Below are 26,585 nucleotides of genomic sequence, written 5' to 3' on the forward strand. Positions count from 1 at the left end.
CAGAGCAGCCGTCCGGCGAAAATGCCGCACCCACAGGTTTCGGTGCCAGAGATCGTCAGCACGGGGTTGTGATCCCCTCCTGAGGACAACCCACTGCGGAAACACGGCGGTGGCCATGAACCCGAAGGCGATGTTCCAACTTTATCTCTTGCGTGTGGCTTCGCGCCGACAGAAACCCCGAAAGCCAGGCGGCTGCATGCCCGTAACCGCAGGTCGTTACCCTGAGTGAGCGCGCAGATGACCCGGAAAATAGTCACAAGGGATCATTAGATGGTGACCCGTGGACACGACTTCCAAACGTGGTCTGCGCTTTCCAATCCTGTCACCTCCCGTCATGGTCATGACACTCCGACGATGGATGCTTTCGCGTAGAATGCGTGTTTCACTCGCAATATGATCACTAAAATCCCGTTCGGGGAGAAGTATGCCGGGTTGAGCATCTTCGAGCCGAGCGAGGGGACCCTGGTGGTCGTACCCTCGCTCTCTCTTCCGCAGGACGAGCTGCGCCGCATCACCGGTGCGAGATGTTACGAGGAGCGCCTGCTCTTCCTCCTCCTCACGCTCCGCGAGCCCGGCGTCAAAGTGATCTACCTCTCCTCCGCGCCCATCGATCCGGACATCATCGCCTACTATTTCGGCTTCCTGCCTGATCCGGATGACGCCGCCAAACGGCTGCGGCTGATCACTCTCGACGACCCGCACTCGCAGCCGCTGACCAGGACCCTGCTCTCGCGGCCCGAGATGGTCGAGCAGGTACGTGCGGCGATCGACGGCGACGCGTGGATGGTGCCGTTCGTGCTGAGCGAGCTGGAGGAGGAGTTCGCCGCGCTGCTGGGCATTCCCGTGTACGGCCCGGCCACGTCGCTCGCCTATTACGGCTCCAAGAGCGGCTCCCGCGAGATCGGCCAGGAGGCCGGCGTGCCGATGGCCCGCGGGTTCGGAGATCTGCACTCCCTGGCCGAGATCGAGGACGCGATCGAGGCGCTGCCGGGCCAGCGGGTGATGGTCAAGCTGAACGACGGCTACTCGGGTCTCGGCAACGCCATCGTGCCCAAGGGCGATCTGCCGGGGACGAGCTTCTCCGCGTACGGCGAGACCTGGAAGAGCTTCACCGCGAAGATCCGCGAACGCGGCGCGGTCGTGGAGGAGTTCATCGAACACCGCCCGCTGCACTATCCCAGCGCGCTGGCCCGCATCACGCCCGGCGGCCGGTACAGCGTCGTGGCCACCCACGACCAGGTGCTCGGCGGCGCCAACCAGGACGTCTACCAGGGCTGTACGTTCCCCGCTGCGCCGGAGTACCGGGCCGAGGTGGGCGCGTCGGCCGAGCGGATCGCCCGCGTGATGGCGGAGCGGGGCGTGGTGGGACTGTTCGGCATGGACTTCTTCGCGCTGGAGACCGACGCCGGGTACGCGGCGCTGCTGTGCGAGGTCAACCTGCGGATCGGCGGCACCACACATCCCTTCGGCGCCGCGGTGCTGACCACCGGCGCCTCCTACGATCCGGGGACCGGGCTGCTCATGGCCGGTGACCAGCCCAAGTACTACACCGCGACCGACAACTGCGCGGCCGGCTGCCTGCGCGGCAGCTCCCCCGGCCAGGTGGTGCGGATGGTCGAGGCGCTCGGTCTCGGCTTCGATCACACCCGTCGTACGGGAAACGTCTTCCACCTGCTCGGGGCGCTCCCCGAACACGGCAAGCTCGGCTTCACCACGATCGGCGACTCCCGCGAGGAGGCCGACGAGTTGCACCGGCTCACTCGCCGCGCGCTTTGCGGAGCCCCTTCCAGCCGATGACGGCCAAGACGATCGCGAGTATGAGATTGACCGCGATCAGGATGCCGTGCACCACATAGAAGCTCGTGGGATGGCCGTCTGCCAGGTTAAACCCGAGGTTGATCCACTCGAACACCATGAACACGCCGAGCACGATGAGGAATCCGGCGATCTTTCGCGACATGACCACTTCTCTAGTATCAGGTGCCGATCATCAGGGGATGTGTCGGCACATGTGCAATGACACGAAGCTACGCTGAGACCGCCATGCTGATGAAACCGGTGCCCGTCTCGGCACTCCTCACGGCACTCCTCGCGACGGTCGCGCTCACGGGGACCGCCCATGCCACACCGACTCCTTCCCCGACCACCCCGACGCCGAAGCCCGTCGGTGGGGATCTGCTGGGCAGTCACGGTTTGGTGAGGCCCGCCGGCATCAAGGCACCGCCGAAGTCCAAGGCCACCTCGTACGTCATTGCCGATCTGGAGACCGGCGACGTGCTCGCGGCCAAGGACCCGCACGGGCACTACCTGCCGGCCAGCACGCTCAAGACGCTCACCGCGCTCACGCTCATCCCCAAGCTGGACAAGAACCTCAAGGTCAAGCCCAGCCGGAACGCGGTCGACCAGGAGGGCACCGCCGTCGGCCTGACGACCAAGCCGCTCTACAAGGTCGACGACCTGTTCAAGGCGTTGCTGATGTCGTCGGGCAACGACGCGGCGATGGCCCTGGCCGAGACGAACGGCAGCCTGTCCAAGACCATGCGCGACATGAACGCCGAGGCCAAGCGCCTGCAGGCGAACGACACGGTGGCCAAGACGCCCAGCGGGCTGGACAAACCGGGGCAGAGCAGCTCGGCGTACGACCTGGCACTCATCGCACGAGCCGGCCTCGGCAACCCCGACTTCCGGCGATATATCGGTACAAAGGTTGCCAAGTTTCCGGCGCCCAAGAACTACTACGAGATCAGCAACCACAACAAACTACTGTGGCGCTACCAGGGCATGATCGGCGTCAAGAACGGCTGGACGTCCAAGGCCCAGGCCAGCTTCGTCGGCGCCGCGACACGTGGCGGCCACACGATCATCGTGACCATCATGCGGCATGAGGGGTACTTCTGGGAGGAGGTGGCGAGCCTGCTCGACTGGGGCTTCGCCGCCCGGGGCAAGGTCACGGCGGTCGGCAAGCTCGTCGATCCACTGCCGGTCGAGCTGCCCGCGCAGCAGGTGACCACCTCACCGGTCGTCACCGGTCCGCCGGCCACGGCGCCGCTGCTCGACTCGGCCGCGTCGAAGCAGACGGACACCAGCCGTACGGTGGGCTCGATCGTGATCGGGGGCGGGCTGCTGTTCGGCCTGACCTGGCTGGGCTACGGCATCCGCCGCCGGCGCAGCTCACGACGCTGAGGCCCCGGCGTAGCCCGCGACGCTGAGGCCCCCGGCGCGACTCACGACGCTGAGATCAGGTGACCTCGTTCGAGGGGATGGGCGAGGTCGACGGCATGGGCGTGTTCGACGGGATGGGCGAGGGTGCGGGCGGCGGGCAGAGCCCGGCTGTGGCGGTCCAGGCGGCGACGTACAGGACGAACCTGGCGGAGAAGTTGATCCAGACCAGCAGCCCCACCATGACGGCGAACGCGCCGTAGATCGGGTTGCTGAGCGTCTGCCCCAGCAGCAGCGACGCGACCTGCTTGAGCAGCCCGAACCCGATGGCGCCGAGCAGCGCCCCCCTGGCCAGCACCCGGAAGGGCTGGGTGGCGCGGCCCACCCAGCCCAGCAGGATCAGGAACAGCACCCAGTCGGCGGCCACGCTGGCCATCAGGCCCACCAGCCAGAGCGTGCCGGTCGTCACCGGCGCGCTGCCCAGCCCGAGAGTCACCGCGACCCCGGTCGTGGCCTGCGTGGCGGCCCCGCCGACCAACACCGACACGATCATGGTCACGCCGAGCAGGAGCAGGGAGATCAGGTCGCGCAGCTTGGCAACGAAGAAGTTCGGCGGCGGGGCCGTGGTCATCGACATCTCCCACAGCGCCCCGCGCAGCGCGTCCACGGCGCCCAGCCCCGCGTAGAGCAGACCGGCCAGGCCGATGATCCCGGCGGTCGCCCTGGCCTGGGCGATGGCCTGGAGGTCGATCTGGTCGGCGAGTCCGGGCAACTGGTCCTTGATCGCCGACTCGAGCGTGCTGATGGCGTTCTGGTCGTACGACAGGACGTAGCCGAACAGCGCGTACGCGAGCGCGACCAGCGGGAAGAACGACAGGAACGCGAAGTAGGTCACCGCGCCGGCCAGCCGGTCGCCGAACCGCAGCTGGTAGCGCTGCACGGTCCTCATCAGGTGGTCGATCCAGAGGCGGCGCACCCGCCAGGACTCGAGGACGCGGCCACTCCGGGCCTTGGCCGACTCGACGCGTGCCATCACCTTCGCAAACACCGCCGCGCGCCGCCTTCCGAGGTGCCCCGCCGTCGCCATGCACCTGCCCTGGCTACCGCTCTTCTACCACGGAGCCCCGCACCTGGGGGCTATGCGCTGGTGACGGCGCGGGCGGACTCCGCGAGCCTGGCGAGCACCTCCGTGACGTCGTGGTGCAGCAGCCTGCCGCCCCGCTTGACCACCCGTCCACCGACCAGGACGGTGTCGACGGCGCTGGTGTCGGCGTTGAGCACCACCGCCCCGATCGGGTCGTGCGCGGCCGCCATGCCCAGCGTGCCGGTACGCAGCAGCACGAGGTCGGCCTGCTTGCCGACCCGCAACGAGCCGACGGTGTCACCGAGCCCCACCACCTCGGCGCCCTCGATGGTGGCCATCCGCAGCGCGTCACGGACGCGGAACCCCATCCCTTGCCCGTCCGGGCGGCCCCGCTCCAGCGTGAACGCGGTCCGCATCAGGCTGAACATGTCACCGGGCGCGCACGTCACGCTGTCGACACTGAGCGAGGTAGGGATCCCGGCGGCCCGCGCCCGCCCGCTGATCGGGTAGCCGATGCCGAGGGTCATCTCGTCGATCGGCGAGACGGACACGCCGCCGCCGCTGTCGGCGATGAGCTTGAGCTGGTCGTCGCTGTAGTGGTTGGCGTGCACGTACGTCGTGCGCGGCGCCAGCAGCCCGTTGGCCTTCAGGAACGCGAGCCCCTTGGTGGAGCTCTCCCTGCTGTGCCCGCCGAGATGCGCGGTGACGGGCAGATCGAGCTCGCGGGCCAGCCGCCACTCCGCCAGCGCGTCCTCCTCACTGACGATCTCCGGCCCGAGAGCGGCGATCGCCATGGTCACCAAGCCGGTCGTGCCGAAGTGCTCGTCATGGACCCGGTGCCCCTCCTTGTGCAGGTTCTCCCGTGGCCCGCCGTGGCAGTAGCCGAAGATCGCCCTGATGCCCGACTCGCGCAGCGCCCGTACGGCCGAGTCGGTGTGCTCGGGCGTGAACTGCACGTGCGACCAGTCGAGCAGCGTGGTGATCCCGGCGTCCAGGCACTCCAGCGCGCCGGCCAGGTTGCCCGCGTAGACGTCCTCGGGCCGGTGGACAGGGGCCAGCTCGCCCAGGACGCGCTGCAGATATCCGCCGAACGTGATGTCCGGCGCGATCGCCCTGATCCCGGCCTGCCAGGTGTGCCGGTGGCTGTCGACGAACCCCGGCAGCACGATCATCCCGGTCGCGTCGACGACCTCCGCCCCCGGCACCTCGGGCAGGTCCGGCCCCACCTCGGCGATCCGGCCGCCCTCGACCCGCACGTCCACCCGCCCGAGCACGACAGGCTCCGGCTCGGTGTCAACGACGATCCCGTTCTTGATCAAAGTGATTGCCATGCCAAAAAGCTTAGTAAGAAGCTTTTCAGAAAGCAATATACCGCCAAGTATCCTCGATCCATGAAGCACGATGACGTCGACGCGATGGTCCCCCGCTGGCAGAACTCCGGCCTGTCGTCATCGCTCATCGCCGACCTCGAACTGAGCAAGCGCATGTCCCGCCTCAACATGCTCTTCGAGACGGCGATCAAGGCCGAACTGGCGGACCTGGGCCTGACGTACGCCGAGTTCGACGTCCTCGCCGCCCTGGCCCGCACCGGCCCCCCGCACCGGCTCAAGCCCAGCGAGTTGTCCAAGGGCCTCTACCTCACCTCGGGCGGCACAAGCAACGTCCTGCAGCGCCTCACGGCATCGGGCTACGTGGAGCGGGCGGCGAACGAGGGCGACGCGCGCAGCCGCTGGGTCCAGCTCACCCCCGAGGGCCTGCGCCTGGCCAACACCGCCCTGGAGGTCTCGGGGAAGGCCCACGAAGAGGTGATGGCGGGCGTCCCGGAGGAAACGGTACGCAAGGCGGCGGACGCCCTCCGGGAGGTCCTCCTGGCCGTGGGCCGCCGCCGCTTCCGCTAGTCACTGACCTGGCGCACGCCTGGGCGCCCCGACCCACGCCTGGAAGCGTCGGCCCACGCCTGGGACCGCCGATCCCAGCCTCAGCGGTGCTCTGCCGAACCTGGCGGCCCTGAACGCGATCACCCTGATGTACGCGAACGAGCTGCGCGACACTCCGATCAAGGTCAACGCGGTCTCACCGGGCTTCTGCGCCACCGACCTCAACGACCACCGAGGCGTCCTGACCGCGGACGAGGGCGGCACCCACATCGCCCGCCAGGCCACCACCATGCCCACGACCGGCGCCTTCCTCAGCGAGAGCGAGGAAGGCGGCGTCTACCCCTGGTGACCCCCTTGACTACTGATCGCCGGAAAGCGGCGCCGCCGCCGGAGAACGCGTCGTCCAAAGCGCGGAGACCGGGAGGCAGGAGAGCCCGTCGCCGAAACTCAACGACTCAGGCCCGCAGTAGAGAACGAATCCCGCCAGCATGCGATCGCCCAAGCGACGCTTGAGGAGCCGCAGTCCGCGAAAGTCGTCGGCGCGAACGGTCTCCGCCGCCTTGACCTCGATGGCGACGATCTCACCCGCGTTGTTCTCGAGGATCCCGTCCACCTCGTACTGGTCCCGGTCGCGATAGTGATAGAGGCGAGCCGATGTCCCGGCCCAGGTCAGCTGCTTGGTTATCTCACTCAGCACGAAGTTCTCGAGGAGTCCGCCATGGATGGCATCGGCGACGCTTCCGCTGGTGAGGTAGCCAGCCATGCCAGGGTCGACGAAGATCACCTTGGGCGTGGCCACGGCTCTCGTGGTCGCGTTCGACGACCAGCCCGGCACGAGGCGGACCACGAAGATGGTCTCCAGAATCTCCACATAGCTGCGAACGGTCGGGCTCGACAGGCCCAGCTCGCTCGCGAGCCGGCTCATATTGAGCAGCCCTCCGGTCTGAGCCGCCAGCAAGGCGACCAACCTCCGCATGTCGGACGCACGCTCGATTTCGGCGACCTGTTTCACGTCCCGGGCGATCAGGTCCGCAAGATAGCCGTCGAAAAACCGCTCACGCCGCCGAGGGGTCGTCCGCTTGATCGCTTCTGGGTATCCGCCGCGAGCGGCCAGAGCGAGATAGTCCTTCCGGCGTAGACCGATCGATTCGGCGCGCAGATCTTCCCCCATCGCGAACGCCGCGTCGACGAAGCCGTCCTCGTGGCCGTCGATCTCCCCCTGCGAGAGCGGCCAGAGCTCGATGGTCTCCGACCTGCCGGGCAGCGAGTCAGGAAGGCTGCGCAGTGCGAGGAGGCGCGCGGATCCGGTGAGCAGGAATCGTCCAGGGCGCGGGTCACGATCCACCACGTGCTTGATGGCGAGCCAGAGATCGGGAACCCGCTGCACCTCATCAATGAGCATCAAGCCGTCATGACTCACGAAACGGACTGGATCCTCATTCGCCGCCAGGCGAGTGACGGGATCGTCCAAGAAGCGGGCGACGCTACCTGGGACATGGCGCAGCACCCGCTCGGCAAGGGTGCTCTTACCAACCTGGCGAGCACCATTGACGACGACTACACGGGTGTCCTCAAGTGCGTCGTACACCAGAGAAGCCGCTCGCCGGGGCAGGTAGTCGACCGCTTCCCTCATGGGTCCACCCTAGCCCGGCCTTTAGATCTGCCGAAGCAATGACTTTAAGTCTGCCGAGCCTTTGCCTTTAGATCTGCCGAAGCACCGCCGTTAAATCTGCCGAAGGTCCAGTCCGGCGTTCGCGCATGTCAGAGGTGGTCAGAGGCGCGGCAGGAAACCGACCCGGTCGCGGACCTCGGCCATGGTCTGGCGGGCCACCGCGCCGGCTCGTTCGGCGCCGATGGCCAGCAGCCGGTCCAGCTCCGCCTCGTCGGCCAGCAGCTTCTCCGTGCGCTCCCGGATGGGCGTGAACGCCTCCACGACGGCCTCCGCCACGTCCTTCTTGAACGTCCCGTAGCCCTGACCCTCGTAACGCGCGACCAGGTCGGGGATCGGCGTGGCCGTGAGCGCGGACAGGATGCGGAGCAGGTTGGAGATGCCGGGCTTGCCGTCCTCGTCGAACAGGACCTCCGAGCCGGTGTCCGTGACGGCGCGCATGACCTTCTTGCGCAGCGGCCCCGGCTGCTCCAGGACGTCGAGGATGCCGGCCGGGCTGGAGGAGGACTTGGACATCTTGGCCGTCGGGTCCTGGAGGTCGGTGATCTTCTCGACCTCCTTGAGGATGTACGGCTCGGGGAGGGTGAAGGTGTCGCCGAAGCGGTGGTTGAAGCGCTGGCCGAGGTCGCGGGTGAGCTCCAGGTGCTGCTTCTGGTCGGCGCCGACCGGCACGCTGTTGGCCTGATAAAGCAGGATGTCGGCGGCTTGGAGCACCGGGTAGGTGAAGAGTCCGACGCTGGCCGCGTTCTCCCCGAGCTTGGCGGACTTGTCCTTGAACTGCGTCATCCTGGCCGCCTCACCCATGCCCGTCAGGCAGATGAGGATCCAGGCCAGCTCGCTGTGCTCGCGCACGTGCGACTGGACGAACACGGTCGAGCGCTCGGGATCGAGCCCGGCGGCGAACAGCTGCGCGGCCGCCACGCGGGTGCGGCGGCGCAGGGCGGCGGGCTCGGTCGGCACCGTGATCGCGTGGAGATCGACGACGCAGTAGAAGGCGTCATGAGTCTCCTGCAGCGTCACCCATTGGCGGACCGCACCCAGGTAGTTGCCCAGGTGGAAGGAGTCTGCGGTGGGCTGGATGCCGGAGAGGACACGAGGTCTGGCCATAGCAGCCAATTGTGTCAGGAATCCAGCTCGGGCGGCGACTCGACGGCCGGACGGCGCTGCACCCTCACTCTGGCGATACGGCGTCCGTCGAGCTCGATGACGGTCAGCTCGAACCCGGGCACTTCCACCATCTCCCCGCAGGCGGCCACGTGGCCGAGCATGGACATCACGAACCCGCCCAGCGTCTCGTACGGCCCGTCGGCCAGCCGGATGCCGGTCTGGGCGGCGAAGTCGTTGAGGTTCGTCAGGCCGTCGATCTCCATCTCGCCCGCCGGGAGGACCACGGTGTCGCCTTCGACGTCGTACTCGTCCCTGATGTCGCCGATGAGCTCTTCGACCAGGTCCTCCAGGGTGACGATGCCGGCCGTCCCGCCGTACTCGTCGACCACGATGGCCAGGTGGTGACCCTCGTCGCGCATCTCCGACAGCGTGGTGAGCAGGCGCTTGGAGGCCGGTACGAATTTGACCGGCCGGATCGGCACCAGCTCGCTGATCGGCTCGATCCGCCCGGTGAGCACCGGGTCGAGCAGGTCCCTGACGTGCACGAATCCGATGACCTCGTCGTACGACTCGCGGTAGACGGGGAAGCGCGAGTGCGGCAGCCCCGAGGCCAGCACCGCCGCCTCCGCCAGTGTGGTGTCGGCCTCCATGAACTCCACCTCGGTGCGGGGCAACATGACCTCGCGGAGCTGGCGCTTACCGGCGGCGAACACCTCCGCGATCAGCTTGCGCTCGTCGGCGGTCAGGTCGGTGTGCCCGACGACCATGTCGCGCAGTTCCTCGGTGGTGACCTCCTCCCGGTCGGCCTGCGGGTTGCCGCCGAGCAGCTTGACCACGCCGTCGGTCGACTTCGACAGCGCCCAGATGATCGGGCGCGACAGCATGGCGACGCGGTCGAGGAAGGGCGCCACGACCAGCGAGAGCCCCTCGGCCCGCTGCAGGGCCAGGCGTTTGGGCGCCAGCTCGCCGAGCACGAGAGAGACGTACGAGATGGCCAGCGTCACCAGCACCAGCGCGAGTACGGGAGCGACGGCGTGGGGCACATTCCAGCGTTCGAGCACGGGCACGAACTGCATGCCGAGCCGGTCGGCGCCGAACGCGGCCGACAGCATCGTGGCGACGGTCACCCCGATCTGCACGGCGGACAGGAAGCGGTTGGGGTCCTGGGCGAGCTTGGCGACCCGCTCGCCGCGGCGCCCCTTCTGAGCGAGCTTGCGCACCTGGCTCTCCCGCAGGGAGACCATCGCCATCTCGGCGGCGGCGAAGAAGCCGCCGACGAGGATGAACAGAAGGACCAGCGCGATATTGGCCGCGAGGGTGTCAAACATGGTGGTTGGCAGCGTACTCGGCACGTTTCCCGCGTATGCTGAACACCCAGCCCGACAAAATTAAACATATAGCCACAGGAGCAAACATGAGATTGCTGGTCACCGGAGGTGCCGGATACGTGGGCAGCGTCGTCGCGGCGCAGCTCGTCGAGGCGGGGCACGAGGTGACAGTGCTCGACGACCTGTCGACCGGCCATGAGGACGCCGTGCCCGAGGGGGCGCGGTTCGTCCACGGGTCCATCACCGAGGCCCACGACGCCCTGGCGGGCGTGGAGGCGGTGCTGCACTTCGCGGCCAAGTCACTGGTCGGCGAGTCGGTGGAGAAGCCCGGCCTCTACTGGTCGCACAACCTCGGTGGCACGCTGGCGCTGCTCGACGCGATGCGGGTGCGGGGCGTGCGCGGGATCGTGTTCTCCTCGACCGCGGCCACGTACGGCGAGCCCGAGCGCTCCCCCATCCTGGAGAGCGATCCGACACGGCCCACGAATCCGTACGGCGCCTCGAAGCTGGCCGTCGACACCGCCCTGACCGCCTACGCGGGCCTGCACGGACTCGGGGCGGTGAGCCTGCGTTACTTCAACGTGGCCGGCGCGTACGGCCGCTTCCGCGAGCGGCACACCATTGAGACCCATCTCATCCCGAACGTCCTCAAGGTGGCCACCGGCGAGCGTGAGTCGGTCAGCGTGTTCGGCACCGACTACCCGACCGCCGACGGTACGTGCGTGCGCGACTACGTCCATGTGGCCGATCTGGCGGTCGCCCACCTCCTGGCACTGGAGGCGCTCACCCCCGGGGAGCACAAGATCTTCAACCTGGGCAGCGGCGCCGGCTTCTCCGTCCAGGAGGTGATCTCGGTCTGCCGCGAGGTCACCGGCCACGACATCCCCGCCGTTATCGGGCCGCGCCGGGCGGGCGACCCGGCCGTGCTGGTCGCCTCGTCCGAGAAGATCCGGCGCGAGCTGGGCTGGAAGGCCGAGCGCCCCTCCCTGCGGGACATCGTCTCTGACGCTTGGGGAGCGCTTTCCGGGAAATAGGTATAGGAAGTCCCGATATGTGCTGTGATATCGAAATGTGAGGAGCTTTTCACCAAGGGTCACGAAGATAGTCTTCGGCGTCCTCGTCGTGCTGGGTAGCCTCGCGGCGGCGGCGGGGGTGCTGTTCGCCACCTCCCCGCCGAATCCCCCCGCGCAAATCACTATGTGCCCCTAGTCACACAAAAGGGAAATAGGCCGCAAATCGTACATATAACCAAAAGACGCGCGCCCGGAAACGGACGCGCGCCTTGTCGGAGACGGATCAGATCAGGCCGAGCGAGGCCACCGCGTCGCGCTCCTCGGTGAGCTCGCGGACGCTGGCGTCGATGCGCTCGCGGGAGAAGGCGTCGATCTCCAGACCCTGGATGATCTCGAACCGGCCCCCCGCCGCCCGCACCGGGAACGACGAGATGAGGCCCTCGGGCACGCCATAAGACCCGTCAGAGACGACGGCGGCCGAGGTCCAGTCGGTGCCGTTGACCCAGTCGTAGACGTGGTCGATCGCGGCGTTGGCCGCGGAGGCGGCGGACGAGGCGCCACGGGCCTCGATGATGGCGGCGCCGCGCTTGGCCACCGTCGGGATGAAGGTGTCGCGCAGCCACTCCGACTCCACCTGCTCGGCCGCGATCTTGCCGCCGACCTCGGCGTGGTAGAGGTCCGGGTACTGGGTGGCGGAGTGGTTACCCCAGATGGTCATGTTCTTGATCTCGGTGACCGGGACCTGCAGCTTCGCGGCGAGCTGGGACAGCGCGCGGTTGTGGTCGAGGCGGGTCATCGCGGTGAAGCGGTCGGCCGGCACGTCGGGCGCGTTCTGCTGGGCGATCAGCGCGTTGGTGTTGGCCGGGTTGCCGACGACCAGGACCTTGATGTCGTCGGCCGCGTGCTCGTTGATCGCCTTGCCCTGCGGGCCGAAGATGCCGCCGTTGGCGCCGAGCAGGTCACCGCGCTCCATCCCGGCCTTGCGCGGCATGGCGCCGACGAGCAGGGCGACGTTGGCGCCCGCGAACGCGACGTTCGGGTCGTCGGTGATCTCGATGCCCGACAGCAGCGGGAAGGCGCAGTCATCGAGCTCCATGGCGGTGCCCTCGGCTGCCTTCACCGCCTGCGGGATCTCCAGCAGACTGAGCTTGACCGGGACGTTCGGGCCGAGCAGCTGCCCCGACGCGATGCGGAACAGCAGTGCGTAGCCGATCTGACCGGCGGCTCCGGTGACGGTCACCTTGACGGGCGTGGCCATGGCCTTCCCCTAACTCGCAGGATGAATCATTGACTTTCGGATGCTACCCGTTCGTCATCCGCAGGAGACCATCGAGGGTGTTTCCTGCTCGGGAGTGAAGTCCACGTTGGCGAAATGCCGAGCCAGCAGGCTCTTGACGACGCCCTTGCGGTAGAGCGAGGCGATGATCCCGTTGGCCGCCTTGCAGGTCTTGGCGTCTCCGTGCTTGATCCCGATGGCGTAGCGCTCGTCGTTGAGCTTGGCGCCGAGGATCTTGAAGCGCTGGTTCTCGCGGCTGGCGAAGCCGGCCAGGATGAGGTCCTCGCCCGGCACCGCGGCGACCTCGCCGCTCCTGAGCAGGTCCATGCACTGCGCGTAGTTGCTCACCGTGACGAGCTCCACCTTCACGCGGGCCTGAACATTGCGAACGGACGGACTGTCGGGGGCGCAGATCTTCTTGCCCTTGAGGTCGTCGATCGACTCGATCGGGTCGCCGTCGCGGACCAGGAGGTCGTGGTGGGCCACGTAGTACGGGCCGGCGAACTCGACGCCGCTCTTGTCGATGGAGTAGGTGGCGATCACCAGGTCCACGGTGCCGTCGTCCAGCGCCTTCGGCCTCTCGGACTTGGGAATCCTGACGAACTGGGTCTGCTTGGCGCCGAGCTGCTCCGCGACGAGCTTGGCCAGCTCGATGTCGAAGCCCTCGAAGCCGCCGCCACCTTCCAGGGAGACGCCGGGCAGGTCGCCCTTCACGCCGATCACGATCTTCTTCGTCTGCGCCACCTTGTCGACGACCGAGGCGAAGGAGTCCGGCGGGGCGGGATGCGGCGAGGGCTGCTCCTCGCCGAGCGCGAGCTGGAGCCAGTTGTTCTGCACGGCCACGATCGAGGCGGCGGCGATCAGCAGGATCGCCACAGTCAGCGCGACCCACCCCGCGCGGCGCCGGCCGCGTGGCGCGGGCGGGCCGGATTCGGGGGTGGCCACGGTCGGCCGCTCGTCCAGGATTCGGGGCGGTGGCGGCGTGGAGCCGGTCGCCCAAGGGATCGGCTCGCCGCCGGTCACGGAGGACTGCTCCGGCGGATGCATGAGCTGCGCCTTGGACGGTGAGCCCGTGCCGATCGTCCCGGACGACACCCTGATGAACGGGGTGGTGTCGTCGCTGGCCACCTGTACGCCCCGGGTCAGCACGGCCGTGGAGGCGCCGACCGTCTCGGGCTGGCCGAGCAGCCGCAGCAGGATCTGGTCGGCCGAGGGGCGCTCATCGGGCGACTTCGACAGCGCCGACCGCACCACGCCGCGTAGCGGCTCGGGCAGCATGGACACGTCGACCTCATGGTTGAGGATCCGGTTGAGCACCACCGCGATCGAGTTGCCCTCGAACACGGTCTCCCCGGTCGCCGCGAACGCGATCACCGCTCCCCAGGCGAACACGTCAGTATAAGGACCGACATCGTCCCCGGCGATCTGCTCGGGGGCCATGTAGGCGGGCGTACCGATGGCCCGGCTGGTGATGGTGCCGCTCGAGTCGATGATCCTGGCGATGCCGAAGTCGACCACGCGCGGCCCGTCGGCGGCGATCAGCACGTTGTCGGGCTTGAAGTCGCGGTGCACGATCGAGGCGTGGTGGATCGCGGTCAGCGCGGTCGCCGTCCCGATCGCCAGCCGGTCGAGCGCCGTCCCCCGCAGCGGGCCGTCGGCTTCGACGATGTCCCTGAGGGCGCGCCCGTCGATGTACTCGCTGGCGATGTAGGGCGTGTCACCGTCGAGATCGGCCTCGATCACCCGGGCCGTGCAGAACGACGCCACCCGCTGCGCGGCCTTCAGCTCCCTGGCGAACCGCGACCTAGCGATCGTGTCCCCGCTGAACTTGACATGCAGCAGCTTGATCGCAGCCTGCTCACCCTCATCGGTGACGCCCAGGTAGACGATGCCCTGGCCGCCTTCCCCAACCCGGCCGACCAGCCGGAACGACCCCAGCTGGCCGGGGTCGCCGGCGACCAGCGGCGAGATCTGCGGCATTCATCTTCCCCACGTTCAAACAAAGCCCAACGACGCAAACTTTACGACGCTCAGTAAGCTCTCAGGGAACCGTTAACCGTTCGTGACGTCACGGTTTGTCGCCAGGAGCAGTATGGCCACCGGTCATCACCAGGGTGAGGAGAAACGCCGAATTACCCCAGAATAGGGCGAAACTACGAGCAGCACCGAGGGGGCTCGGGATTATGACCCGTTTGTACGACATCGTGCTGTTCGGCGCGAGCGGCTTCACCGGCGCGCTCACCGCGGCCTACCTCGCCAAGACGGCCGGCCCCGAGGTGCGCTGGGCACTGGCCGGGCGCGACCGGGCCAAGCTGGAACGACTCGGCCTCGACGTCCCGATCCTGATCGCCGACGCCACCGACCGCGGCTCGCTGGCCGCGATCGCCCGCTCGACCCGCGTTCTCGTCACGACCGTCGGTCCCTACCTCCGGTACGGCGAGCCACTCGTGGCCGCCTGCGCCGAGGCGGGCACTCACTATCTGGACCTGACCGGCGAGGCCGAATTCGTGGACCGGATGTACGTCCGCCACCACCGGCGGGCCACCACGACGGGCGCCAAGCTGGTGCACGCCTGCGGTTTCGACTCCATCCCTTACGACCTGGGCGTGCTCTTCACGGTCGACCGGCTTCCGGAGCACGTGCCGCTCAAGGTCAGCGGGTTCCTCAGGAGCGAGATGCGGGCGTCGGGCGGCACGTTGGCCTCCGGGATGACGATCGTCTCGCGCCCGCTGCAACTCCTGGAGGCGGCAGCCCGGCGGCGCGCGGCCGAGCCGCTGCCGCCCGGTCGCCGGGTCAGCTCACTGCCCGGCGGCCTGCGCTATGTCGGCGGTTGGGCACTGCCGATGCCGAGCCTGGACCCGCTGATCGTCGGCCGCTCGGCCCGCCTGCTCGACCGCTACGGACCCGACTTCACCTACCGCCAGTACTACGCCGTCAAGACCCTGCCCGCCGCCCTCGCGGTGGCGGCGGGAGCGGGGACGATGGCGGCGCTCGCGCAGATCCCCCCGGTACGCAACTGGATGGCGAGCCGCGTCAAGCCCGGCGACGGGCCCACCCCCGAGCAGCGGGCCCGCAACTGGTTCAAGGTCACCATCCTCGGCGAAGGCGGCGGCCGGCGGGTCGTCACCGAGGTCGCGGGCGGCGACCCCGGTTACGACGAGACGGCCAAGATGCTCGGCGAGGCGGCGCTCTGCCTGGCCTTCGACGACGTGCCCGAGATCGCGGGCCAGGTCACCACCGCCTCCGCGATGGGCCGCCCGCTGATCGAGCGCCTGCGCCGGGCCGACATCACCTTCAGTACGCGAGAGCCCGTGAGCTGAAGGACGTCCGCAGGAACGGGTTCTTGAACTTGGGGAAGGCCACGGTCAACGGGTCGCCGTCCGAGGTGTAGCGCATGTCCGGGTTGTTCTTCAGCCAGTCGAGCCAGGCCACCGAGCAGAACTGCTTGCAGTCGCCCTTCTTGTCCATCGCCCTGATACGCGGGATGCCCAGCGGGTCGAAGGACTTGCTGAACGGCGCGGGCGCGGGCGTGTAACCGGCCAGGAAGACACCCTTGTGGTCATAGGTGACGTCGCCGAGCTTGCCGTGCATGGCCCACTTCTTGTTGTGGGGCTGGTTGCCGTACGGCAGGGCGATGGTCACCGGCTTGACGAAGGCCAGGGAGCTGACCATCGTCTGGATGGTCGCGATCTGCTCCTCGACCTCCTTCTCCGACCGGCCCCGCAGGTTGATGTGGTCGCGGGTGTGGTTGCCGATGTCGAACCCGTTGTCCTTGAGCCAGAGCAGCATCTGAGCCTGCTCGTCGCGCACGGTCTTGCCGAACATGTCGCGCGTGACGTACATCGTGGCCACCGGCCGGAAGCCGGGGTTCTTCGCCGCCACGTCACGCAGGATGCCGATGGCGGTGTCCGGCGCCAGGTTGCCCATCTCGTCCAGTGTGAGCTGTGAGGGCGAGGAGTCGTCGAAGGTCAGCACGACGGCGTGCTTGCCCGCCGGGATGTCGATCTTGCCGGTGACGTACTCGGCGGCGGTGATCGGCACGTACCCGTCCTTGACCAGCCGTTCGAGATCTCCCCTGAACTGCTCGGGAGTCCGGTCGTCGGTGGTCGCCGGGTTCTTGATCACCCGGTGGAACATCAGCACCGGGATCTGCCCCAGCTCGTTGGCCTTCACCTTGGCCGCCAGCGCCAGCTGCGCGGCCTTGGCCTGCTTCAGCTTGGCCGCGGTGTTGGCCGCGTTGTTCACCGGCTTGGCGACCGGCTCCGAGCCACAGCCGCACACGACCGCCGTGACCGCGATCAGCCCCACCCCACTCAAAAGACGCAATCGCATCCGAACCCCCTGGGCCACCTATGACTCTTACCAGGGACTCTTACCCATCTGATCAACTCCGTCACGCTCTGTGAGGGCCAAGAGATGTTCTAGAGAACGATGTTCTAAGAAACGGAAAGGGCCGCCCGAAGGCGGCCCTGCGTCGACCGGGTTGGCGCAGGTGGGGTCACCGGGCCAACAGGGACATGATCATTCCCTTGAGCTCGTCGTTCGCCAAGATCAGCGAGGTAAGGACGAGCACGAATCCGAACGCCCCGAGCGTGATGACGTCCGTCCTCTTGCTGCGTACGGCGAGCCCGCCGTACCCGGCGAAACGGAGCGCGGCGGCCACCATGACGGCGGCGCCCAACGCGAACCCGCCCCACCGCGGGTCCACGAGGAAAATCAGCGCAACGCCGACGACCGCACCCGCCAGAACCAGCGGGTACGGCCCCCAACTTTCTCCAGAACGACTCAACGTGCCTGCTTATGGTCGCATTCGCTGCGGACCTCCGTTGGCATCGTGCCCCGCTCTCTCCGGTCCAGGCTCATCTCTCCTCGATCGGCTTCCACTTCTGGTCACGCTCACCGATGTACTCACTGTCGGGGCGGATCAGTCTGTTGTCGGCATGCTGCTCGATCACGTGCGCCGTCCAGCCGGCCATGCGGCTGATCGAGAAGACCGGTGTGAACAGGTCCGTCGGAATGCCGAGATAGTGATAGACCGATGCCGCGTAGAAGTCGACATTGGGATAGAGGCCCTTCATCTCGAAGACGACCTCCTCCATCTCCTTGGACATCCGATAATAGGTGTCGTCGCCGGTGGATTCGGCGAGTTCCTGCGACATCCTGCGCAGGTGCGTGGCCCGCGGGTCCTCGGTCTTGTAGACGCGGTGGCCGAAGCCCATGATCTTCTCGCCGGCGGCCAGCTTCTCCCGTACGGCCTGCGCCACCCCGGTGGGCGAGATCGATTCGAGGGTCTTCATGACCTGCTCGTTCGCGCCGCCGTGCAGGGGGCCCTTGAGCGTCCCGATGGCGGCGACGATGGCCGAGTGCATGTCCGACAGGGTCGCGGCGCAGACGCGGGCGGCGAACGTCGAGGCGTTCATGGTGTGGTCGGCGTGCAGCACCAGACAGGTGTCGAAGAGCTCGACCTCGCGCTGGGCCGGAACGCGTCCGGTGACCTGCAGGAGGAAGTTCGCCGCGATGCTCATCGCCGGGTCGGGCTCCGGGATCTCGGCGCCGTTGCGGGCGGCGTGGTAGCGGGCGACCAGCAAGGGCTGCTGCGCGGTCAGGCGAGCGGCCTTGCGCAAGTTCGCTTCGGGGGCGATGGAGTCCTTGTCCGGATCGTCCGCCGCGGAGAGGGAGACCAGGGAGCGCAGGGCCTCCATCGGTTTCTGCTTCTCGGCGATCTCCGGGATGTTCGCGGAGACGAGCGCGCCGAGCTCGCGGCCCCGCACCAGCTCATCGCCGTACCTGTCCAACTCGTCCCGGTTGGGAAGCTTGCCGCACTGCAGCAGGTGAGCGGTCTCTTCGAACGTCGCGCGGCCGGCCAGATCGTGGATGTCGTATCCGCGATAGAAGAGACGACCGGCCTTCCCGTCAATGTCGCTGAGCGCTGTGGACGCGGCTACGACATCGGCCAGGCCTTTCGTGGGCTTGTCCGCCATGAGTGTTTCCTCCGCATATCTCCGCCCGAAGTCTACCCGTGAGCAGGCAAAACCGTCCGCGAAGGTCCAGACCAATTTCACGCTGGATTCTCCTTATGGCAAAGGCGATTCCGCATCCCCTCGTTTGGGTAAGCCGGAGCTGTAGTAATAGTTACGGCGGGCTACCTGGGGAGGAACTGCCGTGGAGGGGCCGTTCATACGCATCGAGGACACCGGCGAGGTGGTCCCGTTGCGCCCCGAGATCACGACGGTGGGGAGGGGCCGGGGCGCGGACATCCGGCTGACCGACCCGAGTGTGTCTCGACTCCATGCCGAGTTCGTCAGGCGAGGACCCTACCTGTACGTCGTTGATCTGGGCCTGTCCCGCAACGGCACACGGGTGAACGGCAGGCCGATCGCCCGGAGGGTGCTTGACGACGGCGACGTCGTCTCCTTCGGCGCGGCGCGCGGTCGCATCGGCGGAGTCCCCCGTGAGGACTTCACCCCCGAAGTCGAACTGCGCAGGGCCGCTGCGCCCGAGCTGACCAGGCGCGAGGTCGATGTGCTGACCTCGCTCTGCAGGCCGGCGCTGTCGGATGAGGCGTTCGTCGCCCCGGCGACCGCACGTGAGATCGCCGACGACCTTGTCGTGACCGAAGCCGCGGTCAAGCAACACCTGCTGCGGCTGTACCAGAAGTTCCGGATTCCCGAGGGCACCAACCGGCGCACGCGGCTGGCCAACGAGGTCGTCGCGCTGGGCCTGGTGCGCCCGACTCCTGTGGTGCCACCACAGCGGTCGGGGACGTCGGCCGAGCAACAGCAACCGACGGCGGCCGGACGCAGGGCTTCATAGGTGCAGACCCCGCTACCTGTGGTGGGCCGCTGAGCGCGGCCCACTAGAGGAAACGGATCGCGACCGGCGCCACGGCGAGGGGTTCCGGCAGCGCGAGCGGACCGGAGCCCGGCGTCACCGTGCCCAGAACGCGCGCCCCTGAGGCGCCCGTGCAACTGGGCACGGTCGACGGCAGACCGTGCGCGGTGAGCCAGCCGAACAACGAGAAGGCGATCGCCTCCTTCGCGTCGGCGGGCACGCCGAGCTCGTCGCTGGTCACGAGCCGCGTGTCCGGCACGCGTGCGCGCAGCATGCCCATGAGTGTGGGATTGCGCACACCGCCGCCGGAGACGATCACGGTGTCAAGCCCATGCCGCCGGATCTCGGCCGCCACGGTCTCCGCGGTGAGTGCGGTCAGTGTGGCGACGAGGTCGGCCTGCGGGAGGTCCGCCTTGACGTACCCGGGCGTGAAGAGCTCTTTTCCGGTGGATTTCGGCGGCTCCTTCGCGTAGTACGGCTCGGCGAGCAGCTCCGCCAGCAGCGCCGCGTCGACCGTCCCGGCCGCGCCGAGCACCCCGTCCTTGTCGTACGGGGGCGCGGCGGCGTCGATGAGCGCGCACGCGGGCCCGGTGTCGTAGGCGATGGCCGGCTCCCGCACGGTCAGGTTGGCGATCCCGCCCAGGTTCAACGCCCCGGTACGCCCCGGCAGCCCGGCCATGAGCAGCAGGTCGAGGTAGGAGACGAGCGGCGCCCCCTGCCCGCCGGCGGCCACGTCGCGCACCCGCACGTCCGACACCACGGGCAGCCCGGTGCGCTCGGCGATCCAGGCGGGCTGGCCCAGCTGCAGGGTGCCGAGCACCCGGCCGCCCTCCACCCAGTGGAAGAGCGTCTGCCCGTGGGAGCAGATCAAGTCGGCCGCCGGCCCCTCGGCCGCCGCCTCGGCGAACGCCTGGCCGATGAGCGTGTCCAGGGCGCACACCTCGCCTAGGTCGATCTTGCTGGGCGGCAGCGCGGCCACGATACGGGCTCTCAGGCCAGGCTCGTACGGCCGCTCACCGGTGTGGACCAGCATGCCGGTCAGCACACCGCCGTCCAGCGACCAGTCCACGACCGCACTGTCTATCCCGTCATGGGACGTGCCTGAGATGAGACCGAGAACCCGCATCGCACTCCTTCCAAAGGACCGTCATCTTCCGCTCCCCCGAAGGGGGGTGCCCCACCTAGAGACCCCGACCACGACGGACCGTCATCACCCGCCCCCCGAAGGGGGTATCCCACCAGAAGGACACCAGCCGCCACGGACCGCCTGCTTCTCCTCCCCCGAAGGGGGCATCCCTCCCAAGGGACACCAGCCACCATGGACCGTCACAGAGATCGAGTCGGTCGTCTTGACAACCCCCCGGGGAATCACCGCACTCAGAGCACCCGGAACCCGTTGCTCGGCTTGCTGGTCCGGTTGGCCCGGTCGACGGCGACCACGTAGTAGTGATCCCCACGCTTGCCCTCCGGGTCCACCCAGTGCACCTGCCGGTCGCCCGGCAGCACCGCGACCAGGTTGCGGGCGTCGGCGAACGCACCGGACGCGGCCTTGCCGGGGAACCGGAAGATGGCGAACTGGAAGGGCTCGTGCCGATCCGTCGCGACCGCGCGTACCTCCACCCCGCCGTGTTTCCGCAGCGCGTACGCCAGCACCGGCCGGTGCGGCGCCTCGCCACCCGCCAGCCTGGTCAGCACCGGGGCCAGGGCGGGCCGGGTGTAGTGGTCGTTCACGGCCGTGCTGATCGAGCCGATCCGGTCGGCCCGCAGGTCGTTGGCGTTGTACCAGATGTCACCGCTGACCGGTGGATTGTCCCGGTTGAGCGTGAGGTGCTTGGACAGCTCGGCCGGGTTCTGCCATTCGGGCGCGGTCTGGGCGGGGTCGCCCGCCTTGTAGGCGGCCTGGCCGATCCAGAGCAGCGTGCCGGTGCCGTTCGCCACGTCGGACCACCACGGGACGAGCTTGGCGTAGTCGGCCGGGGGCTGCCCGATGTACCAGTAGAGCTGGGGGGCGATGTAGTCGAGCCAGCCCTTCTTCACCCAGCCCCTGGTGTCGGCGTGCAGGCTGTCGTACGACTGACCGCCGCTGGTCTCGGAGCCGAGCGGGTCGCTGGCCTTGTTGCGCCAGATGCCCGACGGGCTGATGCCCCAGGCGATCTCCGGCTTGACCGCGCGCACGCGCTGCTGCATCTCCGAGACCATGAGGTCGACGTTGTTGCGCCGCCAGGTGGCCAGGTCCGGGAAGCCGGCTCCGTACTGGGCGAAGGTGGCGCTGTCGTCGAAGGCCGTGGTGTTCGTCGGGTAGAAGTAGTCGTCGAAGTGCAGGCCGTCGATGTCGTACCGGGTGACCGCGTCCATGATCGCGTCCTGGCAGAACTTCCGCACCTCGGGCATGCCGGGGTTGTAGTAGAGCTTGCCGCCGAACGGCAGGATCCAGTCGGGGTGCTTGCGTCCCGGGTGGTCGGGGTGCAGCTTGGCCGGGTCGGCCTGCATCGAGACCCGGTACGGGTTGAACCAGGCGTGGAAGGCCAGCCCGCGCTTGTGCGTCTCTTCGACGATGAAGCCCAGCGGGTCGTAGCCGGGGTCCTGCCCCTGGGTGCCGGTCAGCCATTGCGACCACGGTTCGAACGGCGACGGCCAGAACGCGTCGGCGGTCGGCCTGATCTGCACGAAGACGGAGTTCAGCTTGCGCTGCACGGCCAGGTCCAGCCAGGCGAGGTATTCGGCCTTCTGCTGTTCGACGGTCAGCCCGGTCTTGGAGGGCCAGTTGATGTTGACCACGGAGGCGATCCACATGCCGCGCATCTGACGCAGCGGTGGGACGTAGTCTGCGGCGAAGGCGGGAAGCGGTACGACGGAGGCGGCAGCGGCGAGGGCGAGGCCCTTCAGTAACGTCCTTCGGCTGGGCATGGGGGGTTTGGCCTCTCGGAAGTGGTTGTGTCGAGGGCGACGATGACAGAAAATTACCTTCAATTCAACAATCGTGAAGGAAAATGCCGCATGTCCCCTGACCTGTACCGACTAGCGATGACAGTGCTCCAGCCAGGCTACGAAGGCACGTCGGCTCCCGACTGGTTGCTCAGGGCGCTCGGCGAAGGACTCGGCGGCCTCGTGCTGTTCGCCCGCAACAACCCCGGGCAGCAGCTCGTCCAGCGGTTTCGCGCCGAGAACCCGGGCGCCGTCGTCGCGATCGACGAGGAGGGCGGGGCGGTCACCCGTCTGGAGGTCGCCTCCGGCAGTTCCTTCCCGGGCAACCGGGCGCTCGGCGTGGTGGACGACGTGGCCCTGACGGAGCGCGTGGGCCGCCAGATCGGCCGGATGCTCGCCGAAGCCGACATCACGCTCAACTACGCGCCGTCCGCCGACGTCAACGCCAACCCCGCCAACCCGGTGATCGGCGTACGCTCGTTCGGCCCGACCGCCGACCTGGTCTCCCGCCACACCGTGGCCTACGTCAACGGGGTACAGGGTGCCGGGGTCGCCGCCTGCGCCAAGCACTTCCCCGGCCACGGTGACACGGTCACGGACTCACACCTGGCGCTGCCGACCGTACACGCCTCGCGCGAACTGATCGACGAGCGGGACCTGCCGCCGTTCAGAGCCGCGATCGCGGCCGGGGTGCGCTCGGTCATGTCGGGCCATCTACTCGTCCCCGCTCTCGACCCGTCGATGCCCGCGACGCTCAGCCGTACCGTCATGACCGAGCTCCTCAGGGGCGAGCTCGGCTTCGACGGGATGCTGGTCACCGACGCGATCGAGATGCGGGCGGTGGCCGCGATGTTCGAGCCCGGGGAGATCGCGGTCCGCGCGCTCGGCGCGGGTGTCGACGCCATCTGCGTGGGCCTGTCGACCGAGCGGAGCCTGCACGACATCCGCGACGCGATCGTGGCCGCCGTTCATGCGGGCGCGCTCCCGGAGGAGCGCCTGGCTGAGGCCGCCGCCCGGGTCCTCGCGCTGTCCGACTGGTACGCCCGGCAGTCGGCGCTGCGCGACAAGGCCCGTGCCGACGTCGACGAGGGCGTGGGCCTGGAGGCCGCCAAGGCCGCGCTGACCGTGACGGGGACGGCCACCTTGACCCGGCCGCCGCTGGTCGTGGAGGTCAACACGCGCTTCAACAAGGCGGTGGACCCCTCGACGCCGACCGGCATCACGGCGGCGCTCAGCACGCTGCTGCCGGGGACCACGCGGATCCAGATGGAGCCGGAGGGTGAACTGCCGCCGTTCGACGACCGGCCGGTCGTCCTCGTGGTGCACGACGCCGCCCGTTATCCGTGGGTACGGGAGACGGTGGCGCGGGCCGTACAGGTGCGGCCGGAGGTGATCGTCGTGGACACCGGCATTCCTGGCACGCCCGACGGGGCGGCGCACCTGGTCACGCACGGCATCTCGCGCGTCTCGGCGCAGGCGGCGGCCGAATGGCTGACCCGGTGACCGGGCCACCTGCGTCTGTCGACGGGCTGGGCGGGCGGATGAACGAGCCGGCCAACCCCGTGGCCGCCGTCCGTGCGGTGCTGCCGTCTCTGACGCCGGCCGCGCAGGCCATCGCGCGCATCATCCTCGCCGACCCCGGCGTGGTCGTTCGAAGCACGATCACCGAGTTCAGCGGGGTGTCCGGGACGAGCGAGGCGACGATCGTACGCACTGCCAGGGCGCTCGGTTTCGCCGGCTACTCGCAGATGCGCTTCGCCCTGGCCGCCGCCGTGGCCAAGGAGCCCGAACGGCTGGTGCCCGGTGACCTCGGCCCCGACGACCCGCTCACCGACGTCATCGCCAAGGTGGCGCGGGCCGAGTCGGAAGCGCTGGCCGACACGGCGGCCCAACTCGACCCCGAGCCGCTCGGGGAAGTCGTCACGGCCATCGCGAGGGCCCGGCGGGTGGACGTGTACGGCGTGGCGGCCTCCGGGCTCGTGGCGGCCGACATGTCCCAGAAGCTGCTGCGGATCGGCCTGTCCAGCCACCCCTTCAGCGACGCCCACCTGGCGCTGACCAGTGCGGCCCTGCTGCGGGCGGGCGACGTGGTGGTGGCGATCAGCTGCGGCGGCGAGACGCCGGACGTACTGGACCCGGCCCGCACAGCCGCGGAGGCGGGGGCGCTGGTGGTCGCGATCACCAACAATCCGCGGTCGTCGCTGGCCGGGCTGGCCGACTACACGCTGGTGTCGGCGGGTCGGGAGACCGCGTTCCGGCCTGGGGCGCTGGCCAGCCGGATCAGCCAGCTCCTGATCGTCGACTGCATCTTCGTCGGGTTGGCGCAGCGGACGTACGACACGGCCGACGCCGCGATCCGCGCCACGAAGGAGGCTACGGACCGCTACCGGCGCCGGTAATGGCCCCCTGGGGGTCCGTCACACGACCGTCTCGATCCTTGTGACGATCCGTGGTGGTTGGGGTCCTTGGAGAGGGATACCCCCTTCGGGGGAGAGGAAGACGGTCTGTCGTGGCTGGGGTCCCCAGGGAGGGCGCCCCCTCCGGAGGAGAAAGGCAGAGACAGCCCTCCGGGAGGACGAGAACGACGGTCTACCTGGGATAACGGGTGATCGTGCTATCGTCGTCACTCACGGTGATCATGGGCGGGGAGCAGGCTCGGCCGGGCGCTGTGAGACACACGGTGGGCGGACTCAGGCGGGCACGGTGAGCGCGGTGAGCACGGTTCGAGAGGCCACGTTCGAGGTGCTGCGGCGGTTCGGGCTGACCACGATCTTCTGCAATCCGGGCTCGACCGAGGTCGCGCTGCTGACCGGGTTGCCCGACGACCTGCGGTTCGTGCTGGCCCTGCATGAGGGGTCGGTGGTCGGCATGGCCACCGGGTGGGCGATCGGGCACGGGGCGCCGGCGCTGGCCGTGCTGCACACCGCGGCGGGCCTGGGCAACGCGGTCGGTGCGATCGCCACCGCGCGGGCCAATCAGGTGCCGCTGGTGATCCTGGTCGGGCAGCAGGATCGTCGCCATTTGGCGTTGGAGCCGTTCCTGACCGGGCGGCTGGCGGGGCTGGCCGGGGACTATCCGGTGTGGGTCGACCAACCGGTGCGGGCGCAGGATGTGCCGGGTGCCGTGGCGCGGGCCTACCACGAGGCGGTCACGTTCCGGGGGCCCGCGCTGGTGGTGGTGCCGTTGGACGACTGGGCGGCGCCGTTCGAGGACGAGACGATCGCGGCGCCGACGCGGCTGCTGCGGCCGGCGGCCGTGTCGGACGAATCGCTCGCACCCCTGGCCGCGCTGCTGTCCGAGGCCCGCTCTCCGGCGATCGTCGCGGGCGCAGGTGTTCGGGAGGCGGGGTGGGCGGCGGTAGTGGCGCTTGCTGAGCGGCTGGGGTGTCCGGTCTGGCAGGAGTCGTTCGGCGCCATGGCGGGCTTCCCGCAGGACCATCCGCAGTACGCCGGGGTGCTGCCCGCCGATCGCGGCCGGCTGCGCGCGGCGCTGGTGGCGCACGACGTGGTGCTCGCCGTGGGTGCCCCGGTCTTCCGTCAGTACCCGTTCGACTCCGGTCCGTTGGTCGAGCCCGGTACCACTGTCGCGCTGGTCACCGATGACCCGGCCGAAGCGCACCGCAGTCCGGCCGACCTGGCCTATCTCGCCGCCCCGGCCGCCGTCTGTGAGCGGCTGGCCGTACTCGTGCCCGCCAGGCCCGCTCCGCCGCGGCCCGCGCCCGATGGGCCCGAGTTGCCCCCGGAAGGGGAGGTTCTGCGAGCCGCGCACGTCCTGCACCAGCTCGCCAGGCGGCTGCCCGCCGATGCGGTACTCGTCGAGGAGACGCCGTCGTCGCGCCCGGACCTGCACCGGCTGGTTCCGGCCCGTAACCCGCTGGGCTTCGTGTCGGCCGCCATGGGCGGGCTGGGGTTCGGCGTGCCCGCGGCGGTCGGCCTGCGGATGTCGCTGCCCGACCGGCCGGTGGTCGCGGTGGTGGGCGACGGGTCGGCGCTGTACGGGGTGCACGCGCTGTGGAGCGCGGCCCACTACCGGGTGGGCGCGCTGTTCGTGGTCCTCGCCAACGGCCGGTACGCGATCATGGACCGGCTGGCCGACAAGGCGGGCGGCAAGGCACCGTGGCCCGCGTTCACCGAGGTCAGCGTGGGCGGGATGGCCCGGTCGCTGGGCTGCGCGGCCAGGCGGGTGGACACGGCGGAGGAGCTCGCGGCGGTGCTCGACGAGGTGATGCCCACGCTCGTGGACCGCGAGGAGCCCCTGCTGCTTGAGGTGACCGTCGCCGTGGACCCCGACTTCCAGCCGTAAGAAGGCCGCAAGAA

The 26,585-nt window shown here is 68.8% G+C and carries 23 protein-coding genes; 10 read left to right on the top strand and 13 right to left on the bottom strand.

From position 1 onward, the window contains the following. The first annotated feature begins 393 nt into the window (after positions 1 to 393). Positions 394 to 1,797: a peptide ligase PGM1-related protein gene (locus tag AB0J16_RS37395; protein ID WP_358548676.1), complete on the top strand. Its 1,404-nt coding sequence runs from the start codon at positions 394 to 396 to the stop codon at positions 1,795 to 1,797. On the opposite strand, the gene AB0J16_RS37400 is transcribed toward AB0J16_RS37395, so the two are convergent. Further along, complete coding sequence (locus AB0J16_RS37400) at positions 1,757 to 1,960, bottom strand: hypothetical protein (protein WP_357948621.1); 204 nt, start codon at positions 1,958 to 1,960, stop codon at positions 1,757 to 1,759. The genes AB0J16_RS37395 and AB0J16_RS37400 overlap by 41 nt on opposite strands. Before the next feature lie 83 nt (positions 1,961 to 2,043). On the opposite strand from AB0J16_RS37400, the gene AB0J16_RS37405 reads away from it, so the two are divergent. After that, complete coding sequence (locus tag AB0J16_RS37405; protein WP_358548679.1) at positions 2,044 to 3,183, top strand: D-alanyl-D-alanine carboxypeptidase; 1,140 nt, start codon at positions 2,044 to 2,046, stop codon at positions 3,181 to 3,183. Positions 3,184 to 3,238: 55 nt separating this feature from the next. Here the strand turns inward: AB0J16_RS37405 and AB0J16_RS37410 are convergent, their stop codons facing one another. Both AB0J16_RS37410 and AB0J16_RS37415 read right to left on the bottom strand, forming a co-directional pair. Then, positions 3,239 to 4,192 (bottom strand): YihY/virulence factor BrkB family protein, encoded by a 954-nt coding sequence (locus AB0J16_RS37410; protein WP_358548682.1) that lies wholly within the window; start codon positions 4,190 to 4,192, stop codon positions 3,239 to 3,241. 104 nt (positions 4,193 to 4,296) lie between these two features. Then, positions 4,297 to 5,574 carry an amidohydrolase family protein gene (locus AB0J16_RS37415; protein ID WP_358548685.1) on the bottom strand — a complete coding sequence of 426 codons (1,278 nt, stop codon included), beginning with the start codon at positions 5,572 to 5,574 and terminating at the stop codon, positions 4,297 to 4,299. A gap of 60 nt (positions 5,575 to 5,634) precedes the next feature. Between AB0J16_RS37415 and AB0J16_RS37420 the strand changes: the two genes are divergently transcribed. Further along, positions 5,635 to 6,141: a MarR family transcriptional regulator gene (locus AB0J16_RS37420; RefSeq protein WP_358548688.1), complete on the top strand. Its 507-nt coding sequence runs from the start codon at positions 5,635 to 5,637 to the stop codon at positions 6,139 to 6,141. A 127-nt stretch (positions 6,142 to 6,268) separates the two neighbouring features. Continuing rightward, positions 6,269 to 6,469: a hypothetical protein gene (locus AB0J16_RS37425; protein ID WP_358548690.1), complete on the top strand. Its 201-nt coding sequence runs from the start codon at positions 6,269 to 6,271 to the stop codon at positions 6,467 to 6,469. A 9-nt stretch (positions 6,470 to 6,478) separates the two neighbouring features. Here the strand turns inward: AB0J16_RS37425 and AB0J16_RS37430 are convergent, their stop codons facing one another. The 3 genes from AB0J16_RS37430 to AB0J16_RS37440 all read right to left on the bottom strand — a co-directional run bounded on the left by AB0J16_RS37430 (position 6,479) and on the right by AB0J16_RS37440 (position 10,224). Further along, entirely contained in the window at positions 6,479 to 7,753 is a 1,275-nt protein-coding gene (locus AB0J16_RS37430) for an ATP-binding protein (RefSeq protein WP_358548693.1), read from the bottom strand. Positions 7,754 to 7,891: 138 nt separating this feature from the next. Beyond that, a complete protein-coding gene (trpS, locus tag AB0J16_RS37435; protein ID WP_358548696.1) occupies positions 7,892 to 8,896 on the bottom strand; it encodes a tryptophan--tRNA ligase in 1,005 nt (334 codons plus the stop codon). A gap of 14 nt (positions 8,897 to 8,910) precedes the next feature. Then, positions 8,911 to 10,224, bottom strand: coding sequence for a hemolysin family protein (locus tag AB0J16_RS37440; protein ID WP_358548699.1), 1,314 nt, complete (start codon positions 10,222 to 10,224; stop codon positions 8,911 to 8,913). Positions 10,225 to 10,310: 86 nt separating this feature from the next. On the opposite strand from AB0J16_RS37440, the gene galE reads away from it, so the two are divergent. Continuing rightward, on the top strand, positions 10,311 to 11,258 hold the full coding sequence (gene galE / locus AB0J16_RS37445; protein WP_358548702.1) for a UDP-glucose 4-epimerase GalE: 948 nt from the start codon (positions 10,311 to 10,313) through the stop codon (positions 11,256 to 11,258). A 262-nt stretch (positions 11,259 to 11,520) separates the two neighbouring features. On the opposite strand, the gene AB0J16_RS37450 is transcribed toward galE, so the two are convergent. Next, positions 11,521 to 12,495, bottom strand: a complete 975-nt coding sequence (locus tag AB0J16_RS37450; protein ID WP_358548705.1) for a malate dehydrogenase — start codon at positions 12,493 to 12,495, stop codon at positions 11,521 to 11,523. A 54-nt stretch (positions 12,496 to 12,549) separates the two neighbouring features. Next, the gene (locus AB0J16_RS37455; RefSeq protein WP_358548707.1) at positions 12,550 to 14,493 is read right to left on the bottom strand and encodes a transporter substrate-binding domain-containing protein; all 1,944 of its coding nucleotides are present in this window, start codon (positions 14,491 to 14,493) and stop codon (positions 12,550 to 12,552) included. A 203-nt stretch (positions 14,494 to 14,696) separates the two neighbouring features. Between AB0J16_RS37455 and AB0J16_RS37460 the strand changes: the two genes are divergently transcribed. Further along, positions 14,697 to 15,833: a saccharopine dehydrogenase NADP-binding domain-containing protein gene (locus tag AB0J16_RS37460; protein WP_358548710.1), complete on the top strand. Its 1,137-nt coding sequence runs from the start codon at positions 14,697 to 14,699 to the stop codon at positions 15,831 to 15,833. Here AB0J16_RS37460 and AB0J16_RS37465 read toward each other — a convergent pair. The 3 genes from AB0J16_RS37465 to AB0J16_RS37475 form a co-directional block, all read right to left on the bottom strand. Further along, positions 15,808 to 16,845 (bottom strand): polysaccharide deacetylase family protein, encoded by a 1,038-nt coding sequence (locus AB0J16_RS37465; RefSeq protein WP_358548713.1) that lies wholly within the window; start codon positions 16,843 to 16,845, stop codon positions 15,808 to 15,810. The genes AB0J16_RS37460 and AB0J16_RS37465 overlap by 26 nt on opposite strands. A gap of 166 nt (positions 16,846 to 17,011) precedes the next feature. After that, positions 17,012 to 17,302 (bottom strand): DUF3017 domain-containing protein, encoded by a 291-nt coding sequence (locus tag AB0J16_RS37470; RefSeq protein ID WP_358431610.1) that lies wholly within the window; start codon positions 17,300 to 17,302, stop codon positions 17,012 to 17,014. A 70-nt stretch (positions 17,303 to 17,372) separates the two neighbouring features. After that, the gene (locus AB0J16_RS37475) at positions 17,373 to 18,494 is read right to left on the bottom strand and encodes a citrate/2-methylcitrate synthase (RefSeq protein ID WP_358548716.1); all 1,122 of its coding nucleotides are present in this window, start codon (positions 18,492 to 18,494) and stop codon (positions 17,373 to 17,375) included. Positions 18,495 to 18,675: 181 nt separating this feature from the next. Here AB0J16_RS37475 and AB0J16_RS37480 point away from each other — a divergent pair, with 181 nt between their 5' ends. Beyond that, a complete protein-coding gene (locus AB0J16_RS37480) occupies positions 18,676 to 19,326 on the top strand; it encodes an FHA domain-containing protein (protein ID WP_219531308.1) in 651 nt (216 codons plus the stop codon). A 43-nt stretch (positions 19,327 to 19,369) separates the two neighbouring features. Here AB0J16_RS37480 and AB0J16_RS37485 read toward each other — a convergent pair whose 3' ends face one another. Next, positions 19,370 to 20,470, bottom strand: coding sequence for an anhydro-N-acetylmuramic acid kinase (locus tag AB0J16_RS37485; protein ID WP_358548719.1), 1,101 nt, complete (start codon positions 20,468 to 20,470; stop codon positions 19,370 to 19,372). Positions 20,471 to 20,721: 251 nt separating this feature from the next. Beyond that, a complete protein-coding gene (locus AB0J16_RS37490; protein ID WP_358548721.1) occupies positions 20,722 to 22,251 on the bottom strand; it encodes a family 10 glycosylhydrolase in 1,530 nt (509 codons plus the stop codon). A gap of 117 nt (positions 22,252 to 22,368) precedes the next feature. On the opposite strand from AB0J16_RS37490, the gene AB0J16_RS37495 reads away from it, so the two are divergent. From AB0J16_RS37495 to AB0J16_RS37505, 3 genes are all read left to right on the top strand, one after another. Further along, complete coding sequence (locus AB0J16_RS37495) at positions 22,369 to 23,772, top strand: glycoside hydrolase family 3 N-terminal domain-containing protein (RefSeq protein WP_358548723.1); 1,404 nt, start codon at positions 22,369 to 22,371, stop codon at positions 23,770 to 23,772. Continuing rightward, positions 23,757 to 24,668 carry a MurR/RpiR family transcriptional regulator gene (locus AB0J16_RS37500; RefSeq protein ID WP_358548726.1) on the top strand — a complete coding sequence of 304 codons (912 nt, stop codon included), beginning with the start codon at positions 23,757 to 23,759 and terminating at the stop codon, positions 24,666 to 24,668. Before AB0J16_RS37495 ends, AB0J16_RS37500 begins: the two co-directional genes overlap by 16 nt. A gap of 313 nt (positions 24,669 to 24,981) precedes the next feature. Then, positions 24,982 to 26,571, top strand: a complete 1,590-nt coding sequence (locus tag AB0J16_RS37505) for a thiamine pyrophosphate-dependent enzyme (protein WP_358548728.1) — start codon at positions 24,982 to 24,984, stop codon at positions 26,569 to 26,571. Positions 26,572 to 26,585: the final 14 nt, after the last annotated feature.

The sequence above is a fragment of the Nonomuraea sp. NPDC049750 genome, from assembly GCF_040659625.1.
In the GTDB taxonomy this organism is placed as follows: Bacteria; Actinomycetota; Actinomycetes; order Streptosporangiales; family Streptosporangiaceae; genus Nonomuraea.

Excerpts from the sequence above, each read along its gene's own strand:
- AB0J16_RS37395 (WP_358548676.1), top strand. The coding sequence starts at position 394 with ATGATCACTAAAATCCCGTTCGGGGAGAAGTATGCCGGGTTGAGCATC.
- AB0J16_RS37400 (WP_357948621.1), bottom strand. The coding sequence starts at position 1,960 with ATGTCGCGAAAGATCGCCGGATTCCTCATCGTGCTCGGCGTGTTCATG.
- AB0J16_RS37405 (WP_358548679.1), top strand. The coding sequence starts at position 2,044 with ATGCTGATGAAACCGGTGCCCGTCTCGGCACTCCTCACGGCACTCCTC.
- AB0J16_RS37410 (WP_358548682.1), bottom strand. The coding sequence starts at position 4,192 with ATGGCACGCGTCGAGTCGGCCAAGGCCCGGAGTGGCCGCGTCCTCGAG.
- AB0J16_RS37415 (WP_358548685.1), bottom strand. The coding sequence starts at position 5,574 with ATGGCAATCACTTTGATCAAGAACGGGATCGTCGTTGACACCGAGCCG.
- AB0J16_RS37420 (WP_358548688.1), top strand. The coding sequence starts at position 5,635 with ATGAAGCACGATGACGTCGACGCGATGGTCCCCCGCTGGCAGAACTCC.
- AB0J16_RS37425 (WP_358548690.1), top strand. The coding sequence starts at position 6,269 with ATGTACGCGAACGAGCTGCGCGACACTCCGATCAAGGTCAACGCGGTC.
- AB0J16_RS37430 (WP_358548693.1), bottom strand. The coding sequence starts at position 7,753 with ATGAGGGAAGCGGTCGACTACCTGCCCCGGCGAGCGGCTTCTCTGGTG.
- trpS (WP_358548696.1), bottom strand. The coding sequence starts at position 8,896 with ATGGCCAGACCTCGTGTCCTCTCCGGCATCCAGCCCACCGCAGACTCC.
- AB0J16_RS37440 (WP_358548699.1), bottom strand. The coding sequence starts at position 10,224 with ATGTTTGACACCCTCGCGGCCAATATCGCGCTGGTCCTTCTGTTCATC.
- galE (WP_358548702.1), top strand. The coding sequence starts at position 10,311 with ATGAGATTGCTGGTCACCGGAGGTGCCGGATACGTGGGCAGCGTCGTC.
- AB0J16_RS37450 (WP_358548705.1), bottom strand. The coding sequence starts at position 12,495 with ATGGCCACGCCCGTCAAGGTGACCGTCACCGGAGCCGCCGGTCAGATC.
- AB0J16_RS37455 (WP_358548707.1), bottom strand. The coding sequence starts at position 14,493 with ATGCCGCAGATCTCGCCGCTGGTCGCCGGCGACCCCGGCCAGCTGGGG.
- AB0J16_RS37460 (WP_358548710.1), top strand. The coding sequence starts at position 14,697 with ATGACCCGTTTGTACGACATCGTGCTGTTCGGCGCGAGCGGCTTCACC.
- AB0J16_RS37465 (WP_358548713.1), bottom strand. The coding sequence starts at position 16,845 with ATGCGATTGCGTCTTTTGAGTGGGGTGGGGCTGATCGCGGTCACGGCG.
- AB0J16_RS37475 (WP_358548716.1), bottom strand. The coding sequence starts at position 18,494 with ATGGCGGACAAGCCCACGAAAGGCCTGGCCGATGTCGTAGCCGCGTCC.
- AB0J16_RS37485 (WP_358548719.1), bottom strand. The coding sequence starts at position 20,470 with ATGCGGGTTCTCGGTCTCATCTCAGGCACGTCCCATGACGGGATAGAC.
- AB0J16_RS37490 (WP_358548721.1), bottom strand. The coding sequence starts at position 22,251 with ATGCCCAGCCGAAGGACGTTACTGAAGGGCCTCGCCCTCGCCGCTGCC.
- AB0J16_RS37495 (WP_358548723.1), top strand. The coding sequence starts at position 22,369 with ATGACAGTGCTCCAGCCAGGCTACGAAGGCACGTCGGCTCCCGACTGG.
- AB0J16_RS37500 (WP_358548726.1), top strand. The coding sequence starts at position 23,757 with ATGGCTGACCCGGTGACCGGGCCACCTGCGTCTGTCGACGGGCTGGGC.